The organism is Paenibacillus turicensis, from assembly GCF_017873435.1.
In the GTDB taxonomy this organism is placed as follows: Bacteria; Bacillota; Bacilli; order Paenibacillales; family Paenibacillaceae; genus Fontibacillus; species Fontibacillus turicensis.
In genome coordinates this window covers 15,872-31,888 of sequence record NZ_JAGGKG010000010.1, presented here as the reverse complement: position 1 = coordinate 31,888, position 16,017 = coordinate 15,872, and the positions used below count along the sequence as shown (strand labels likewise).

At 40.8% G+C, this 16,017-nt stretch carries 17 protein-coding genes; 12 read left to right on the top strand and 5 right to left on the bottom strand.

Annotated elements, in window-relative coordinates:
- Positions 1-95 precede the first annotated feature (95 nt).
- Complete coding sequence (locus J2Z32_RS11635) at positions 96-983, bottom strand: alpha/beta fold hydrolase (RefSeq protein WP_210089336.1); 888 nt, start codon at positions 981-983, stop codon at positions 96-98.
- A gap of 50 nt (positions 984-1,033) precedes the next feature.
- Complete coding sequence (locus J2Z32_RS11630) at positions 1,034-1,639, bottom strand: DUF2239 family protein (RefSeq protein WP_210089335.1); 606 nt, start codon at positions 1,637-1,639, stop codon at positions 1,034-1,036.
- A 221-nt stretch (positions 1,640-1,860) separates the two neighbouring features.
- Here J2Z32_RS11630 and J2Z32_RS11625 point away from each other — a divergent pair, with 221 nt between their 5' ends.
- From J2Z32_RS11625 to J2Z32_RS11610, 4 genes are all read left to right on the top strand, one after another.
- Positions 1,861-2,409, top strand: a complete 549-nt coding sequence (locus J2Z32_RS11625) for a hypothetical protein (RefSeq protein WP_210089334.1) — start codon at positions 1,861-1,863, stop codon at positions 2,407-2,409.
- Positions 2,410-2,427: 18 nt separating this feature from the next.
- Entirely contained in the window at positions 2,428-2,994 is a 567-nt protein-coding gene (locus tag J2Z32_RS11620; RefSeq protein WP_210089333.1) for a histidine phosphatase family protein, read from the top strand.
- Positions 2,995-3,061: 67 nt separating this feature from the next.
- The gene (locus J2Z32_RS11615) at positions 3,062-3,238 is read left to right on the top strand and encodes a hypothetical protein (protein WP_210089332.1); all 177 of its coding nucleotides are present in this window, start codon (positions 3,062-3,064) and stop codon (positions 3,236-3,238) included.
- Positions 3,238-3,765: a GNAT family N-acetyltransferase gene (locus tag J2Z32_RS11610; RefSeq protein ID WP_210089467.1), complete on the top strand. Its 528-nt coding sequence runs from the start codon at positions 3,238-3,240 to the stop codon at positions 3,763-3,765. Before J2Z32_RS11615 ends, J2Z32_RS11610 begins: the two co-directional genes overlap by 1 nt.
- 20 nt (positions 3,766-3,785) lie before the next feature.
- On the opposite strand, the gene J2Z32_RS11605 is transcribed toward J2Z32_RS11610, so the two are convergent.
- Positions 3,786-4,379 (bottom strand): DUF2441 domain-containing protein, encoded by a 594-nt coding sequence (locus tag J2Z32_RS11605; RefSeq protein WP_210089331.1) that lies wholly within the window; start codon positions 4,377-4,379, stop codon positions 3,786-3,788.
- 232 nt (positions 4,380-4,611) lie between these two features.
- On the opposite strand from J2Z32_RS11605, the gene J2Z32_RS11600 reads away from it, so the two are divergent.
- Positions 4,612-5,589, top strand: a complete 978-nt coding sequence (locus tag J2Z32_RS11600) for an aromatic acid exporter family protein (RefSeq protein ID WP_210089330.1) — start codon at positions 4,612-4,614, stop codon at positions 5,587-5,589.
- A gap of 84 nt (positions 5,590-5,673) precedes the next feature.
- Here the strand turns inward: J2Z32_RS11600 and J2Z32_RS11595 are convergent, their stop codons facing one another.
- Together J2Z32_RS11595 and J2Z32_RS11590 are read right to left on the bottom strand one after the other, a co-directional pair.
- Complete coding sequence (locus tag J2Z32_RS11595) at positions 5,674-6,105, bottom strand: DUF6442 family protein (protein WP_210089329.1); 432 nt, start codon at positions 6,103-6,105, stop codon at positions 5,674-5,676.
- Positions 6,102-6,311, bottom strand: coding sequence for a helix-turn-helix transcriptional regulator (locus J2Z32_RS11590; protein WP_210089328.1), 210 nt, complete (start codon positions 6,309-6,311; stop codon positions 6,102-6,104). Before J2Z32_RS11590 ends, J2Z32_RS11595 begins: the two co-directional genes overlap by 4 nt.
- 284 nt (positions 6,312-6,595) lie before the next feature.
- Here J2Z32_RS11590 and cotE point away from each other — a divergent pair, with 284 nt between their 5' ends.
- The 7 genes from cotE (at position 6,596) to hfq (ending at position 16,008) form a co-directional block, all read left to right on the top strand.
- Positions 6,596-7,141: an outer spore coat protein CotE gene (cotE, locus tag J2Z32_RS11585; protein ID WP_210089327.1), complete on the top strand. Its 546-nt coding sequence runs from the start codon at positions 6,596-6,598 to the stop codon at positions 7,139-7,141.
- Positions 7,142-7,333: 192 nt separating this feature from the next.
- Complete coding sequence (locus J2Z32_RS11580; RefSeq protein ID WP_210089326.1) at positions 7,334-8,773, top strand: putative amidoligase domain-containing protein; 1,440 nt, start codon at positions 7,334-7,336, stop codon at positions 8,771-8,773.
- A gap of 78 nt (positions 8,774-8,851) precedes the next feature.
- Positions 8,852-11,656 carry a DNA mismatch repair protein MutS gene (gene mutS / locus J2Z32_RS11575; RefSeq protein WP_210089325.1) on the top strand — a complete coding sequence of 935 codons (2,805 nt, stop codon included), beginning with the start codon at positions 8,852-8,854 and terminating at the stop codon, positions 11,654-11,656.
- Between the two features lie 257 nt (positions 11,657-11,913).
- A complete protein-coding gene (gene mutL / locus J2Z32_RS11570) occupies positions 11,914-13,926 on the top strand; it encodes a DNA mismatch repair endonuclease MutL (RefSeq protein WP_210089324.1) in 2,013 nt (670 codons plus the stop codon).
- A gap of 72 nt (positions 13,927-13,998) precedes the next feature.
- Positions 13,999-14,778 (top strand): class I SAM-dependent methyltransferase, encoded by a 780-nt coding sequence (locus tag J2Z32_RS11565; RefSeq protein WP_210089323.1) that lies wholly within the window; start codon positions 13,999-14,001, stop codon positions 14,776-14,778.
- Positions 14,768-15,742, top strand: a complete 975-nt coding sequence (gene miaA / locus J2Z32_RS11560) for a tRNA (adenosine(37)-N6)-dimethylallyltransferase MiaA (RefSeq protein ID WP_210089322.1) — start codon at positions 14,768-14,770, stop codon at positions 15,740-15,742. Before J2Z32_RS11565 ends, miaA begins: the two co-directional genes overlap by 11 nt.
- Positions 15,743-15,768: 26 nt before the next feature.
- Positions 15,769-16,008, top strand: coding sequence for an RNA chaperone Hfq (hfq, locus tag J2Z32_RS11555; RefSeq protein ID WP_210089321.1), 240 nt, complete (start codon positions 15,769-15,771; stop codon positions 16,006-16,008).
- Positions 16,009-16,017: the final 9 nt, after the last annotated feature.

Below are 16,017 nucleotides of genomic sequence, written 5' to 3'. Positions count from 1 at the left end.
CTAAAAATTCTTTTTTGAATTACTTGAATTAATTCTCATTCCAATTGTTATCTCATAAATGGATTTAAACTACGATTTGAATGTTCAAAACTTACCTACCGTTTCTTACGAGCCGTTCGTATAATTGCCTCAATCACGACATCGTAAAGTTGATGTGGTAGATCGTGTCCCATTCCTTCAATCTGCATATATTCAGCGTCTGGAATAGCGGATGCCGTGTCCTCCCCACATGCGGGCACAAATAAGGGATCTTCGGTTCCGTGAATGACCAGTGCGGGTACTTTTACATTAGCCAGCCGTGAACGACGATCACCCGAGACAGCAATCGCAGCAATTTGCCGCCCAACGCTCCCAGGATCATATGCTCGCTTAACCTCCTCTAAAATGAGTTCTTTGTATTGCTCCTCCTCAAATGGATAACCAGTACCTGAAATTCGTTTTGCAAAAGAAAGGCTGTGTGTTAGAAATCCTGCTTCATCCTCAAATGGGTTTGGTGCTGGTTTCGTCATCAACCCCATGACATCTGCAGAAGCTTGGGGAAGAGTTGGATTACCAGAACTAGACATGATTGAGGTAAGCGATAAAACTCGCTTAGGGTATTGACTTGCGACGATTTGAGCGATCATCCCGCCCATTGACCTGCCTACGACATGCGCCTGACCAATGGAAAGGGCATCAAGCAGACCAATACAGTCTCTAGCCATATCATCGAGAGTATAAGGAATTTCCGGCTGTTGCCCAGACATGAGTGTAGCTGCCAAGGCTTCAAAATCTATTTTTTGATTATAATGTGTTGAGTATCCAACGTCACGATTGTCAAATCGAATCACTCGAAACCCCTTCTCTGCCAAACTATAGCAAAAGGTAGAAGTCCAGCGAATCATCTGTGTTCCAAGACCAGCAATTAAAATCACTGCCTCATTATTTTCGTTTCCAAAGCTGTCATAGGCCAATTCTACATTATTCACTCTTAAGATGTTCATCTTCTATATTCCTCCAATTTTTCTGGTACCCTATCTGTTTTTATTCAAATTTATTGCTCAGGAAACGCATCAACAGCCATTTTATGAATATGGTTTCTGATATCTGGTGCCCACGCTTTGATGCTTTGGTGAAAACGATCAGAATCGCCTGCATAGAGAAAGCGAAGAGCTTCTTCATATTGCGGGAAGTTTCCAGCCATGGCTGTCATGAAGTGATGGGTTGCTTCTTGCGCTGCTCTTACTTTTCCTTGTGTGCCTCCAGTTCGTTGTGCTTCATTAATTAGCTTTCTTATGGTTACCGAAGCACCACCTGGTTGACTTTTAAGCCATTCCCAATGACGTGGCAGCAACGTAACCTCACCGGAAACAACACCAAGCTTAGGACGACCAGGGCGGCGAGGAGTATTATCGTTTAGTACTGCATCTGGAAAAATACCAAGATGTTCTTTTAATCCTTCTAATACAGCATCAGTGTCTCCCCGAAAATCAACATCAATTTGTTTTCCAGTTGTATCGTTAAAAATAAGCACCTGCATTAAATCACGTTCTTCCAATGTATCCTTTACACTTGATATAACTTGCTGTAATGAACCTGTTGCAACCATAGATGTTCCCATAAATGCCGTAAAGTTAAAGCTGGTATTGTCATTATTCATCCTACAGTCCTCCTATAAATCTTTCATTAATTATACCGGGGTAAAAATATAAAGTCAATAAAACCCGTGTAAAACTAATTTTGTGCTTATAAGATAAAATTTAAAGGATCATGATTACATATGAAGTGGCATGGACTTTTACAGAAAAAGGTGATAGATTTCCTATAATAGTAGGATGAAGCTAGGAGGTTTTGGAAATTGAAGAAGTGTAGGTGATGTTTATGAAACTAATCAGGGAATGCTTACTTTCGGTATTGAGAAACGAAATATCAATATTAGACTTTGAGCAATGGCTGTATGACAACGAAGATGAACTTGAATATGTTTTAGGGAAAGAGGATTACTTTACACTAATAAACCTCAACTATAAATCAAAATTTGTAACAGATGAGTTGGAAAATTGTCTTATCAGAATTCTTGAATTTCAATCCTATGAGGAATTTAGAATTAAGGATCTATTAACGACGCTGATATATTCAGAAGAGGACGAATTTATTCATTCATGTTCGCAAATATATGATAAATATAGTGAAGGTTATTCTTTTTTTAGAATTATAGCTCTTAAATATATTATTTATGATTTCGATGAACAGTTAGAGGATTTGAGGAACAGAGAAGTCTTTTTAAAGCAAGAAAAACAGGAGATATTAAAGGAAGGAAAGAGACTGCTTAGTTATATTAATGATGGAAGGATAACTATACTTGGTCAGAAAAAATATACTGATTTCAGAGATAAAACTGAAAGAGTTGAAGAGAAATATTACATATGACCTCAAAGGAGGCGCTTTATGAAAACAAACATCTATATGGTTAGGCATGCTGAATCACCGTACGATGAAGGAACGGAGAGAACAAGAGGACTTACGCCTAAAGGCAAGGCCGATATTGAAAAAGTAACAGGGCTACTTATAAATGAAAAAATAGACAAGATTATATCCAGTCCCTATGCTAGAGCAATACTGAGCGTTGAGGGATTGGCGATGCATTTAAACTTACAGGTGGAAACATTTGAAGATCTTCGTGAATTTGACTTTGGGGCAGAAATGATTGAGTTTGAAGAGTTAATGGCTAGTATAAGAGAGGGCTTTAAAAACCCTGATTATTTTTTGCCGGGTGCAGAGTCAAATGCAAAGTGTCAAAAAAGAGCTATTGCAATTTTGGAATCTATTTTAAATGAGCATAAAGGAAAGAAAATAGCAGTTGGGACCCATGGGCTGGTCATGACTTTAATGATGAATTATTTTGATCAAGATTATGACTTTGATTTTTTGAATCAATTAAGCAAACCAGACATATATAAGATGGAATTTGAGGATTTGGAACTAAAAGAGGTAACAAGACTGTGGAAGGAATAGAATTTTTGGAACGAATAATTACTCTGAAGTATAATAAGTTTGATTAGATAATGAGGAGGGTTCTATAATGAGCATCCCAAATGACGAACTTCAAAAAATTTTGAATCATCTTAATGACAAAAATAAAGTTGTGGCTAAGAGCTTCTTATCTTGGTTACTTGAAAACCAATTAGATGATGAGAGCGATTATTTGACAGATCAAGATATTCAGGCAATTGAAAAAGGAAAAGAGGAGAACTCATGATACATATTGAAACCTCAAGATTAATCATTCGTGATCTTATCATAAATGATTGGGTAGATGTGCATGTATATGCATCTAATCCTAAAGTAACAGAGTACATGCTTTGGGGACCAAACAATGAAGATGATACTAAATCGTATGTGAATCAACAACTTAAAAAGCAGCAATCTACAAAGAGAACTGATTTTGAATTGGCAGTCATATTAAAAGAAACCAACCAATTCATAGGTGGATGTGGAATTTATATGAAAGATTTAAATGCTGAGATCGGTTATTGCTTTAATCCAGAATACTGGGGCAACGGCTATGCAAGTGAAGCATCAAGAGCATTGTTAAGGTTAGCGTTTGAACAATTTAAAGTACACAGAGTATATGCAACGTGTCGTCCTGCTAATGTTGGATCCGCACAGGTTTTAAGTAAAATAGGAATGAAAAAAGAAGGTCATTTAAGAGAACATATATGGGCTAAAGGAAAGTTTCATGATTCCTACTTATTTTCCTTATTAGAGCATGAATATAACAAATAATGAGGGGATTGGGCTACTGGCTAGTCAGTAAAATCTTCAACAATCTCGATGACTTCAATTCTACCGTTTATTAATAGCTCAGGAAGCTCATTTTTTACATTTCCCCTCCAGTATTCTCTGGCTTGCTCGATCTTTACAGAGAAGGAAGCTCCGTCTTCCTTAGGTAAAAGTTCTCCGTCTCCTTCAAAATAACTTCCTATCACTCGCAATTTAACAAGCTGTAAGACTTTTCGATGGTATGAGTCAAAAATCTTTTTCCATTCCAAAGCATCTTCATAACTTCTGGTAGCGTATAAGCATGATAATCTAGAAGGGTACTGAGGATATTCTTGCAGCCTAACCATTTCAACAATAACTTCTCTAATCGCCCTAATCGTTTGTCCGACATAACTTACCGCTACATCTGCATCTTCTTTGCTCATCTTCAAGCCCTCATCTGTATAATGACCGTATAGAATCTGGATAAAATCTTCACCTTGGGCATTGCGTCGTTCTTTCTCAAAAAAGAAATGATATAAGGTGTTTTTTTGATTGTCATCAAAGGATATTATCTGTCCAAGCGACATTTTCTTTTTAGTAACTAGGTGATAAGCATATAACTCATTTTCCTCCAACATTTCTCCCTCATTTCAATAAAATTTTATAAAAAATTTTGAATTATTCCTTACTAGAAACAATGAACCCTACGTTTAAAGGCACCCGTTAACGGAAACAGAAGTAACTATACTTCCTATTCGACGTTGTATTTCTAGATTCCTTGAACAACCCATTGTTTAACCCCACTAAATTTAGTACCATGTTAATATTCATTACACCATAATTAGCATTAATCAAAGGATGGTTTAGATGGGGTTTAGAGTCATAAAAACAGCTGTTGCAACCTTATTAGCTATTTTTACAGCAGATGCACTTGGCATTGAAGCGCCTTTATCCGCTGGCTTGCTGGCGATTTTAGGGGTGGATGTTACGCGCAAACGAAGCTTAATGACGGTGTCGTCCCGCTTTTTTGCTTCATTATTAGGGCTGCTAATGGCATTTGTTTTGTTCTATTTTCTTGGCTTTCATTTCTGGGTATTAGCGGTATACATATTAATTGCCTTTCCTATTTTATCGAGAGCTCATTTTAAAGATGGCATTGTGACTAGCTCTGTTGTTGTCTTTCGGGTGTTTGGGGGAGAAGCGCTCAGTTTTCATATTTTGCTAACTCAAGTGGAGCTGTTAATTATTGGCTTGGGGTATGCGACGTTAGTTAATTTTATTTATATGCCTAAAAGTGAAAGTAAGCTCAGACAGCTACGCAGTGAAATCGAGTCGTTATTTGCGGTCATTTTTAAACAAATGGCTGCATCTTTACGTGATCCGTATCATGTGTGGGATGGCAAAGAGTTAATTGAGGCAAGTAAGCGAGTGGAGGAAGGAAGATTAACTGCCCATCGCGTACTGGAAAACCAGATGATGAACCCAGATGAGACGTGGAGTATTTATTTTTACATGCGTAGCCAACAGTTGGAACGTGTAGAGTATATGCTGGAATTGTTGTCTCGTGTTTATCAGCGGATGCCTCAAGGTGAAGTCAATGCGATGTTATTTGACCAGTTAAGTGAAGATGTGCTAAATGAGGTATACACGGGACAAACGGAAGAAATGCTACATGAGCTAGAACAATATTTTAAGAAAATGGAGCTGCCATCATCGAGAGAGGAATTTGAGCTTCGTTCTACCTTATTACAACTATGTAGAGAACTTGATACGTACTTGCAGATTGCAAAAAAGCATAAAAAGCCTGCAAAGGTATTGAAATTGGATCAATCCTTAAATGATTGATGGATAAGTGCTGTTAACAACAAAAGCGGAGTAGAGCCATAGGGAGGAGTCCCTTACGCTTTACTCCGTTTTTTTGCGTTATCCCTACATTTGTTTGTTATATGCGTACATATAGTAAATTTTATAGCCATGTATAAATAGATAGGCACCAACTAAGAGTAAGGTAGACGTCATCTCTGTTCCCATAATAGCAAAGGACAACATTAAAGCACCTAACATAAAGGTCATGAGATCAAATGCTTTAGCTTTCGCAAGATTGTTTATAGTAACGTTACGTTCATCGTTTTGGTTAATTGTATGCTGTTTCTGTAGCTTTGGATTTTTTTTCATTACGTTGTGTGAAATGACATTACCTATTCCAACACCAAAAAGACCACTACCGATTCCAATTAAAACAGAAGGTAGTCTAAGCATAATCCCTTGTGGATCTGGAACTGATTTTATCAAATACAGACTAACGCCTAATATAACAAGACCTAATACTGTGAAAAAATAATCTTTTATACTTTTTCTCATTTTCCATCCTCCTCTTCCTCGTAAATAAATATCTCTTCAATTGACATTCCAAAATATCGAGCAATTTTAAACGCGAGTGTAATGGAAGGGTTATAACGACCATTTTCTAATGAACCGATCGTTTGGCGAGAAACCTCAAGTGTAGCTGCAAGCTCCTCCTGTTTAATTCCTCTTTGCTTTCGTATTTCTTCTAACCGGTTTTTCACGATACACCTCCTTAAATGGAAAGTTTGCTTTCCATACTCAAATCATACTCTTAAATGAAACGAATGTAAAGCTAACTTTCCATGAATTCATTTATTTTTATTTTCTTCAATAATATAAATAGGAAGGATCTGTTCAAAAGCCGATTCAATCTTAAAAATAAGCTTGTCCAGCAGTTATATTACTGCTCAAAAATAAGAACATTTAATTTTATTGTAAAGATAATCAACATTTGCCCATGTCCTGCATACACTTAAGTGAAAGACGTATGGAGGAGGTTCTAAACATGTCATTGAAATATCAAAGTAGAGAGATTATTACGAAAGCGATCTGTGGAAGAGGTCGTAAGTTCTCTACCGTAACACATACCGTTACACCACCCAACAAGCCTGCGAGCATATTAGGTGCATGGATCATCAATCACCAATATGAAGCAGTTGCGGCAGGTGACGGAATTGAGGTTATTGGTACTTACGATATCAACATCTGGTACTCTTATGACAAAAACTCACAGACAGAAGTAGCGAAGGAAACGGTTTCGTATGTAGAAAATGTGCCGCTCCATTTCTTGGACGCCAGACACCGTTCATCATCGGTTGAGGTCTCTGCCGAGGCTACACAAGAACCAAGCACTGTAGAAGCTAGTATTTCTGGCGATGGTCGTGTAGCCATTCGTGTTGAAAGAGAGTTTGCAGTTGAGTTGGTGGCTGAAACAAAACTCAATGTCCTCGTCGTGCCGGGGGGCGACTTTGAAGATAAGGACTTTGATTTTGCTTCTGAGGATGGAGACTATGAGGACTTAGATCCTGATTTGCTCGACGATGAGTTGTAAGTGTAACAGCCGCCCTTAGCGGTGTAGCTTAAGTGATTATAGTCTAATATATGCGGCAGGGGCGGCGTCGTCGAGGGCGGTCGCCCTCTTTTTTTGGAAAAATGTATATTTATTTTGAAAATAAAGTTTGGATGATGGCTTAATACATAAAAGTGAGGGATTACAATGTCGGTGGAAATACCTGCAATAATTTTGAACGTAAAAACTGTCCAAGAGGCCAGCAGGCTGCAACATCTGTGTCAGCAACATACACCGCAGTTACGTGTGTACTCGCTTACCAAAAGCAAATTGCAGTTTTCATTTAAGCATTTAAATTTAGAGAAATTGGTTAAGGGTGTCTATGGTGTCTCGATGGAAACTAATCGTGGTGCATGGATTAATGCCTCAGTTGGGAAAACGGAGATTACAAACCGATTGTCTAAGAGTGGTGTCGCGGTCAATTGGGGAGAAGTGCGGGATTCCAACGATTACTGTCAGTATTACAAGGTGAGCTTGTTTAGATTAAAGGCGATTCAAATCATTAAATTATCCCCTGCACAAGCAAAATTACAAGGTCAGGAGCAAGAAGGAGAACAGATACAAACACAACCAATCTGGACAAATCTAGATCAACCCGATCGTGATTCCAAACGTTGGAGCAAGCTAGAAATGGCGGCGATACGTGCCTGTTACGCCTTGGGTTTGGATACGGGTGAGGTGACGATTTCAATTGCCGAAGACCAGCCTTGTATCGTGCACCATGTTATCCCTTATCCTGATTTAACCGAAGAAAGTACAGCAATTACATTTTTAAATGCGATATCAAAAGTTTTAAGTCACATTGAAAATGAAAATAATGAGTGCGTCAAGCCTGCCCTGCAAATTGGGATGGATCCCGAGTTTATTTTATTTGATCCTAAGCGTGGGAAGGTGGTGCCTGCGGCAAAATTTTTGAATCGGATTGGAAATGCAGGCTGTGATTCGGTGCGGATTGAAGGTAGATTGCGTTTTCCACTGGCAGAGCTAAGACCTGAGCCAGCGCAGGAGCCTAGACAATTGATGAAGCATCTCCTAGGTAGCTTCCGTACTGCCTACAACATGATTAGCGATCGTTCGCTGATATGGCAGGCAGGGGGGATGCCACGACGGGGCTTTTGCCTTGGTGGACATTTGCATTTTAGTGGTGTGACACTTACCCCCGAGCTACTTCATGTACTTGATAACTACTTAGCATTACTTGTATTTGTGCTTGAGGATGGGAGCAGTCTGAAACGAAGACCCCGTTATGGTTTTTTAGGTGATTTTCGGATTAAGGATTACGGTGGCTTTGAGTATCGGACGTTGCCTAGCTTCCTTATTTCTCCACTTGTTACAAAAGGTGTGTTGGCATTAGTAAAATTAATTATGATTCATCACAAAGAGCTTAACCTTCGTCCACTAGCAGATGAAGTGGTGTATGATGCTTTTTATCAAGGGGATCAAGCCGTAATAAGAAAAGTCATCCCCCCGCTTATAAAACAAATAAAATTTCTATCCTCTTACTCTCAATATGAGAAATATATTGACCCATTATTTAAGGCAATTTCCTCTGAGAAAACGTGGGATGAGCAAGCCGATATACGCCAGAGCTGGAAATTAGAAATTATTTTGTAAAAGAAGCCCCATCTTTCTGATATAATAGAGATCTATGGTATCATTTAAGTTCTGATTTTTAGCTTGGAGGGTTATAAGATGGGGAATACATATACTCCAATGATTCAACAATATTTAAGCGTAAAGGCACAGGCACAAGATGCCTTTCTTTTTTTTCGATTAGGTGATTTTTATGAAATGTTTTTTGATGATGCGATCCTTGCCGCAAAGGAATTAGATATTACGTTAACAGGACGAGAAGGTGGCACTGCTGAGAAAATCCCGATGTGTGGGGTTCCTTACCATTCTGCTGAAAACTATATTCAGCGATTGATTGAAAAGGGCTATAAGGTTGCCATTTGTGAACAAGTGGAGGACCCTGCTGCGGCAAAAGGGATTGTGCGCCGAGAAATTATTCGTGTGGTCACACCTGGAACCGTGATGGAAGGCAAAATTGTCGGTGAGCGTGCCAACAACTATATCCTTTGTGTATCGCAGACAGGGGAGACGATGGCGTTAACCGCTTGTGATTTATCTACTGGAGAGCTGTATGTGACCTCTTCGTTTGCCCGTCTCGAATGGTTAAGGGATGAGGTAGGTTTATATGATCCTGCTGAAATCATTGGGGATGCACAGCTTATCGGTTGGCTACAGGAGCAACAATTCGCTTTAGGCAAAACGATCGTGTACACAGCATGGGACAAGCCTAAGGAGGAGCAGGCTCGCCAGCAGTTTGGTGAAGCGGCTTGGACTCGACTTGAAGAGGAACGTAAAGGCTGTATTGCCTTGCTTGTAGGTTATCTGAACGAAACGCAAAAGCGTTCTCTTGGACAATTAACTCAAATTTCTGCCTATGAGCCGGAGCAGTTTATGATTTTGGACCCGTTTACACGTCGTAATCTGGAGTTAGTGGAAACGGTGCGTGAACGTGCTAAAAAGGGAACCTTGCTCTGGCTGCTCGATCATACAGAAACGTCAATGGGCTCGCGTATGTTGCGCCGCTTTATCGATAAACCATTAATGGGGCGTAGTCTGATCGAAGAACGGCAGGAGGCGGTTGCTCACCTCTATGACGCATTTATGCTACGTGAGGAGCTCAAGCTAGCTTTGCAGGAAATTTATGATTTGGAGCGACTTGTTGGTCGGATTGCTTTTGGTAATGCAAATGGACGTGATCTAGTTGCACTTAAGCTGTCACTACGACAAATTCCTGCAATTCGTGCGCTTTTACTAGATTCATCCTCTACAACGCTTAAATCTATCGCCTCCGTAATGGATGAGTGTGAGGACATTGCAGGCAAAATTGAGTCGGCAATCATGGAGGAACCGCCTGTCTCTATTCGAGATGGTGGGATTATAAAGGACGGTTATCATGCACGCCTTGATGAATATCGAGAAGCAGGTCAAAGTGGCAAACGCTGGATTGCAGAGCTAGAGGCGAGGGAGCGCGCGGCAACAGGGATTAAGTCTCTGAAAATTGGCTATAACAAAGTGTTTGGCTATTATATTGAGGTAACTAAATCTAATCTATCAGCGTTGCCAGAAGGTAGATACGAGCGTAAACAGACCTTAGCGAATGCAGAACGTTTTGTTACACCTGAACTGAAAGAGAAGGAAACGTTAATCCTAGAAGCAGAAGAAAAAATGGTAGACCTTGAGCTTACCTTATTCACAGAGCTTAGAGAATGGATTGCAGGTAATATTACACGCTTAAAGCAAGTGGCAGAGCAAATCGCTGAAATTGATGTTTATCGATCCCTTGCGGTCGTAGCGGCAACAAATGGTTATGTGAAGCCTAAGCTGACTGATGGTTACGAGCTTGTCATTGAGCAAGGGCGCCATCCTGTTGTTGAAGCTGTGATGAAGGATGCTGCGTTTATTGCGAACCACAGCCGTTTAAACCAAGAGGAAGGCAACATTTTGCTCATTACAGGTCCAAATATGGCGGGGAAAAGCACCTATATGCGTCAGGTTGCACTTATTACGATTATGGCGCAGATTGGTAGCTTTGTACCAGCTACTCAAGCGACCATTCCGATGATAGACCGCATTTTTACACGTATTGGGGCGGCGGACGATTTGATCGGTGGTCAAAGTACGTTTATGGTGGAAATGGCAGATATTCAAGTCATGACCGAAAAAGCGACAAAACGTAGCTTGATTATTATAGATGAGCTAGGCAGAGGCACCTCAAGCAGCGAGGGGATGGCGATTGCCCAAGCTGTGATTGAATATGTACATGACCATATTGGATGTAAATCATTAGTCTCTACCCATTTCCATGAGCTTGCGCATTTGGAGAGTAGTCTAAAAGGGCTTAGCAACTTTTGTATGGCAGTTCAGGAAAGTGGAGATAAGGTGCATTTCTTGCGGAAGTTAATCCCTGGCGCGGCAGATACGAGCTATGGTATTTATTGTGCAAGACTTGCGGGCTTGCCTGAAAATATTATTGATCGAGCGTATAACCTGTTACAGAGCTTAGAGCAGGCCACTAGTGAGGTGGCAGCGGCTAAAGAACAGACTACAGGTAACAAGGAAGCTGTCGTAGATGGAAAAGAGCCAACACTACTTGAAGCTACAGCCCTGAACGCAGATAGAGGGGAATTGCCATCCTTGGCGAAGGAATCTCAACTTGAGTATGATGCAGTAGCTACAACAGAAGTAACATTAACAGAAGAAAGATCAACAGTAACAGCAACGTCTGAAACCCGCGAAGAGGTGGTTCAGCTCTCTATTTTTGATGAAATAGAGTCACCGAAAAAGAACAAGCCAAATCCGCATGAAGCTGAGTACAAAAAGCTCGTACAGATGGTCAAAAATGCAGACCTCATGAACATGACACCACTGCAAGCGATGCAGCTTGTTAATGAGTTGAAGCAAAAGGTACAGCACTTAAGCTTCTAATTGAATATAGGTTCTAATTAGAAATTAGTACTTGACTCGACTGGAGACTGGTGGCTACGATCCAGAGAGTTCTTGCGATTGTTGTTAAAATCATATTCCTTTTATTGAAGTTTTTTTGGGTGGAATTTAATTTTAAGAGACAATCTTCAGAATCTCTCTGTCTCTTCGCTAGTTTGGGTTAGCGGTCAAGCACTAATTTCAAGATTGAGCCTGAATATTCTCAGTAAATTTGATTAACGTAGGTAAGGAGGATATATATGGCTAGAATTGCAGTGCTAGATGAACATATTGCCAATCAAATTGCGGCTGGAGAAGTGGTTGAGCGTCCTGCCTCTGTCGTCAAGGAGCTTGTAGAAAATGCGGTAGATGCTGGTGCAACGAAAATCGAAGTGACGACAGAAGAGGGCGGCCTTACTCTGATTCGTGTTGTTGATAACGGCTCTGGCATCGAGCCGGAGGATTGTGAGCTAGCCTTTTTACGACATGCAACTAGCAAAATGGCGCATGAACGGGATTTGTTCCAAATTCGTAGTTTAGGCTTTCGTGGTGAAGCCTTGCCAAGTATAGCATCTGTAGCCAAGGTACAGCTTATATCCTCTAGTAATGATACAGGGTTAGGACATATTATTGTGGTCGAAGGTGGCAATCTTAAGCAAAATGAAGATATTGCCGCCCCTCAAGGCACGGATATTACGGTAAAAGAATTATTTTACAATACACCTGCTAGACTTAAATATATGAAAACGATCCAAACGGAGTTAGGTCATATTTCAGATGTCATGTATCGACAAGCTTTAGCACATCCAAATATTTCATTTATTTTTCGTCATAATGGAAATACTTTACTTCATAGCCCTGGTAACGGTGATTTATTACAGGTGATCGCTGCAATTTATGGCATGAATGCGTCTAAAGGGATGTTAAAGGTCGAGGCTGAAAATTTGGATTATACGTTAACAGGATATATTGGACGTCCTGAGCTTACTCGCTCTAATCGTTCCTCCATCTCTTTAATTGTTAATGGTCGTTATATTCGGAATCAAGGTGTACATGCCGCGATGCTAAGGGCGTATCATACGTTATTGCCTATTCATCGTTATCCACTAGCTGTTATTAATTTAAATATGCATCCAACGTTAGTAGATGTGAATGTGCACCCTGCAAAATTAGAAGTAAGATTTAGCAAGGAAGCGGAGCTTAATCTTTTTGTTGAAGAAAGCTTGCGTGCGGTATTATCTAAGCAGGTGCTCATTCCACAGGTGGTCAATCAAAAAATTGGACGTAGCACATCTGTCATTCAGGAACAGCTTCATTTTCCTAGTGCAAATCACGTTACAGAAAATACGATGCCAAATGTGGAAACAAAACAAAGTGCACACGCACCAGAGCATTCTGCACATACTGCATCTAGCCCAGGACAATCACCTCTGCAACAACAAAATAGTTCAAACTCCGATCGAGGTTTTGTCCGAGATCAAGCTACAAGCTACAATGTGAATCCTGTGAATTCACAAGGCAATAAAGGTTCATCAGTTGGGTATACTCCGTCAAGTCAATCTAGCCAATCAGGTCAAGTAGGTAAATCTACTCAGTTTTCACAGTCTCTAGCTCAGAATCAGGAGGCTAGCATTGATCCTAGAACGTCCGAAATGCTGTATATGCCACCAGAAGAACAAGCACAGATGCCTGTTTTCCCAGAGCTATCGCTTATTGGTCAACACCATGGCACTTACTTAATTGCTCAAAATGAAGATGGTTTATACTTAATCGATCAGCACGCGGCGCATGAACGTGTAAACTATGAATATTATTATGAAAAATTTGGTGCACCTGAGGATGCGTCGCAAGAATTGCTCATCCCGATTACGATGGAGTTCACGAGTGCAGAAAGTGAGAAGCTAAAGGATCGCTTAGCCTGGTTCCAAAAAGCGGGCGTTATTTTAGAGCATTTTGGTGGCGGAACTTTCCGCGTAGTTAGTTGCCCATATTGGTTCCCACAAGGAGAGGAAGCCTCTATTATTGAGGAAATGGCGGAATGGGTGCTTAATGAGCGCGCAATTGATTTGGCCAAATTAAGAGAGAAATCATCAACGCTGGTGTCCTGCAAAGCTTCGATTAAAGCAAATCAGAAGCTAACGACGGAGGAGGCTACGACATTAATTCAGCGCCTTGCGGCATGTAAGCAGCCTTATACTTGTCCTCATGGTAGACCCATTGTTGTTTCCTTTTCTAGCTACGATTTGGAGAAGCTGTTTAAGAGAGTTATGTAGTGTAGTGAAGTATTAGCGATGTAACAAATCTTAATTGGGCATTATTGTAAATGTGGAAAGGGGTACGAGCAGTTGGTCATTACAACGGGAAGTGATCCGCTTCCTGAAACGCAGCAGCGTGCAAGAGAGTATGCCGCTAAGCTTGGTGTTACGTATGTAGAACGAGGAAGCTACTCTGTAGCAGGAGTTTCCAAGCAGGCTGGAGGTTGTAGTGTATTAGTCGTGCTACAGCAGGATATTCGTCTATATCAGCCCGACACTGAAATGATGTTTTTCCATCCCAGTATGGCGTTTGTTAGAGCAAAACGTTATTTCAAAGGAGTTCCAGACGTTATGCTCGAAGTGGCAGGAATTCAAGCGGGTGATCATGTTTTAGATTGTACTGCAGGTCTTGGTGCAGATAGTATGATGTTTGCCGTCGGTGTTGGGGAGCAAGGAAAGGTGACCGCAGTGGAGGCTTCTCAGGAGCTAGCAGCATTGCTCTATACGGGGTTAATTACATATACCTCCTCTGTACCTGCGTTTGATGAGGCTCTTGCACGAATTGAAGTGCACCATCAAGATCATCTTAGCTTGTTAAAAAAGATGCCTGATCGAAGTGTGGACGTCGTTTATTTTGATCCAATGTTCCGTCACCCTGTGATGGAGTCCTCCTCATTGTCTCCTCTGCGTAGCTTGGCAAACCATACTGCATTGTCTGAAGAGGCGGTAGCGGAAGCCTGCCGGGTTGCTAGACGAAGGGTTGTATTAAAGGAGAAAAAGGGATGTGGAGAGTTTGATCGACTTGGCTTCGCCGTCCAGATTCGTCCACATTCCAATATTGTTTACGGAGTGATTGCAGTTGACCAATAGAAATAAGCCTAGGTTGCTAGTGTTAGTAGGCCCTACGGCGGTAGGTAAAACAAAATTAAGCATTGAGCTTGCGTCGGCCTTGTCCTGCGAAATTATTTCTGGGGACTCGATGCAGGTTTATCGCAAGATGGATATCGGAACAGCCAAAATAACGCCAGAGGAAATGCAGGGGGTTCCTCATCATTTAATTGATGTGCTAGATCCTGATGAGGAATTTTCAGTTGCTACCTTCCAATCCTGGTGTCAGCAGTTAATTCCTGCGATTGATGAACGTGGACATTTGCCGATGATCGTTGGTGGAACAGGGCTGTATATTGAATCTGTATGTTATAAATATCAGTTCACCGAGGCAGACGCAGATGAGGAATTCCGCCAGGCACAGCAGGCTTTTGCGGATGAACACGGAACGCTTGCCCTGCATGAGAAGCTTCAGCAGGTAGACCCTGTTTCCGCAGAGCGGCTACATCCTAATGATGTGCGTCGAGTCATACGAGCATTAGAGATTTTTCATTTGACTGGAGAGACCTTATCTTCTAAATTAAGCACGCAAAGTAAGGAGTCTCCCTATGACTTATGCTTTATCGGTTTGACAATGGACCGTCAAATGCTATATAACCGTATTGAACAGCGTGTTGACTTAATGATGGAGCAAGGTTTAGTGAAGGAAGTGAAATCTTTACTTGAACAAGGCTATGATCGACGTCTAGTGTCCATGCAAGGCTTAGGTTATAAGGAGATCATTGAGCATCTTGTGGACGGTGTTCCTTTGGATATAGCGGTCGAGAAACTGAAGCGAGATACACGCCGTTATGCGAAGCGACAGCTATCTTGGTTTAGGCATATGAAGGATATTTCATGGATCGATATGGGCGTTCATGAAAAATTCTCACAGAATTATGATGCTGCTCGTGCTATAATAGCAGGAAAGTTTCTAAATGATATTGAATATAATTCTAAACACTAATTGATTTTTATTGGGGGTACGGCGAAATGAACAAATCTATTAATATCCAAGATACGTTTTTAAACCAATTGCGTAAAGAAAATATCCCGGTTACCGTTTTTTTAACAAACGGCTTCCAGATCAGAGGTTTCATTAAAGCATTTGATAACTTTACGATCGTGATTGATAGTGAAGGACGTCAACAAATGGTGTACAAGCATGCAATCTCTACATTCCAGCCACAACGTAACGTTTCTTTGATGCAGGATTCTCAGCAAGAGGGCTAAGCTTGGACT

What these genes read in the sequence shown, in the direction of transcription:
- J2Z32_RS11635 (WP_210089336.1), bottom strand. Translation starts at nt 983, where the DNA reads ATGAACATCTTAAGAGTGAATAATGTAGAATTGGCCTATGACAGCTTT.
- J2Z32_RS11630 (WP_210089335.1), bottom strand. Translation starts at nt 1,639, where the DNA reads ATGAATAATGACAATACCAGCTTTAACTTTACGGCATTTATGGGAACA.
- J2Z32_RS11625 (WP_210089334.1), top strand. Translation starts at nt 1,861, where the DNA reads ATGAAACTAATCAGGGAATGCTTACTTTCGGTATTGAGAAACGAAATA.
- J2Z32_RS11620 (WP_210089333.1), top strand. Translation starts at nt 2,428, where the DNA reads ATGAAAACAAACATCTATATGGTTAGGCATGCTGAATCACCGTACGAT.
- J2Z32_RS11615 (WP_210089332.1), top strand. Translation starts at nt 3,062, where the DNA reads ATGAGCATCCCAAATGACGAACTTCAAAAAATTTTGAATCATCTTAAT.
- J2Z32_RS11600 (WP_210089330.1), top strand. Translation starts at nt 4,612, where the DNA reads ATGGGGTTTAGAGTCATAAAAACAGCTGTTGCAACCTTATTAGCTATT.
- J2Z32_RS11595 (WP_210089329.1), bottom strand. Translation starts at nt 6,105, where the DNA reads ATGAGAAAAAGTATAAAAGATTATTTTTTCACAGTATTAGGTCTTGTT.
- cotE (WP_210089327.1), top strand. Translation starts at nt 6,596, where the DNA reads ATGTCATTGAAATATCAAAGTAGAGAGATTATTACGAAAGCGATCTGT.
- mutS (WP_210089325.1), top strand. Translation starts at nt 8,852, where the DNA reads ATGGGGAATACATATACTCCAATGATTCAACAATATTTAAGCGTAAAG.
- mutL (WP_210089324.1), top strand. Translation starts at nt 11,914, where the DNA reads ATGGCTAGAATTGCAGTGCTAGATGAACATATTGCCAATCAAATTGCG.
- hfq (WP_210089321.1), top strand. Translation starts at nt 15,769, where the DNA reads ATGAACAAATCTATTAATATCCAAGATACGTTTTTAAACCAATTGCGT.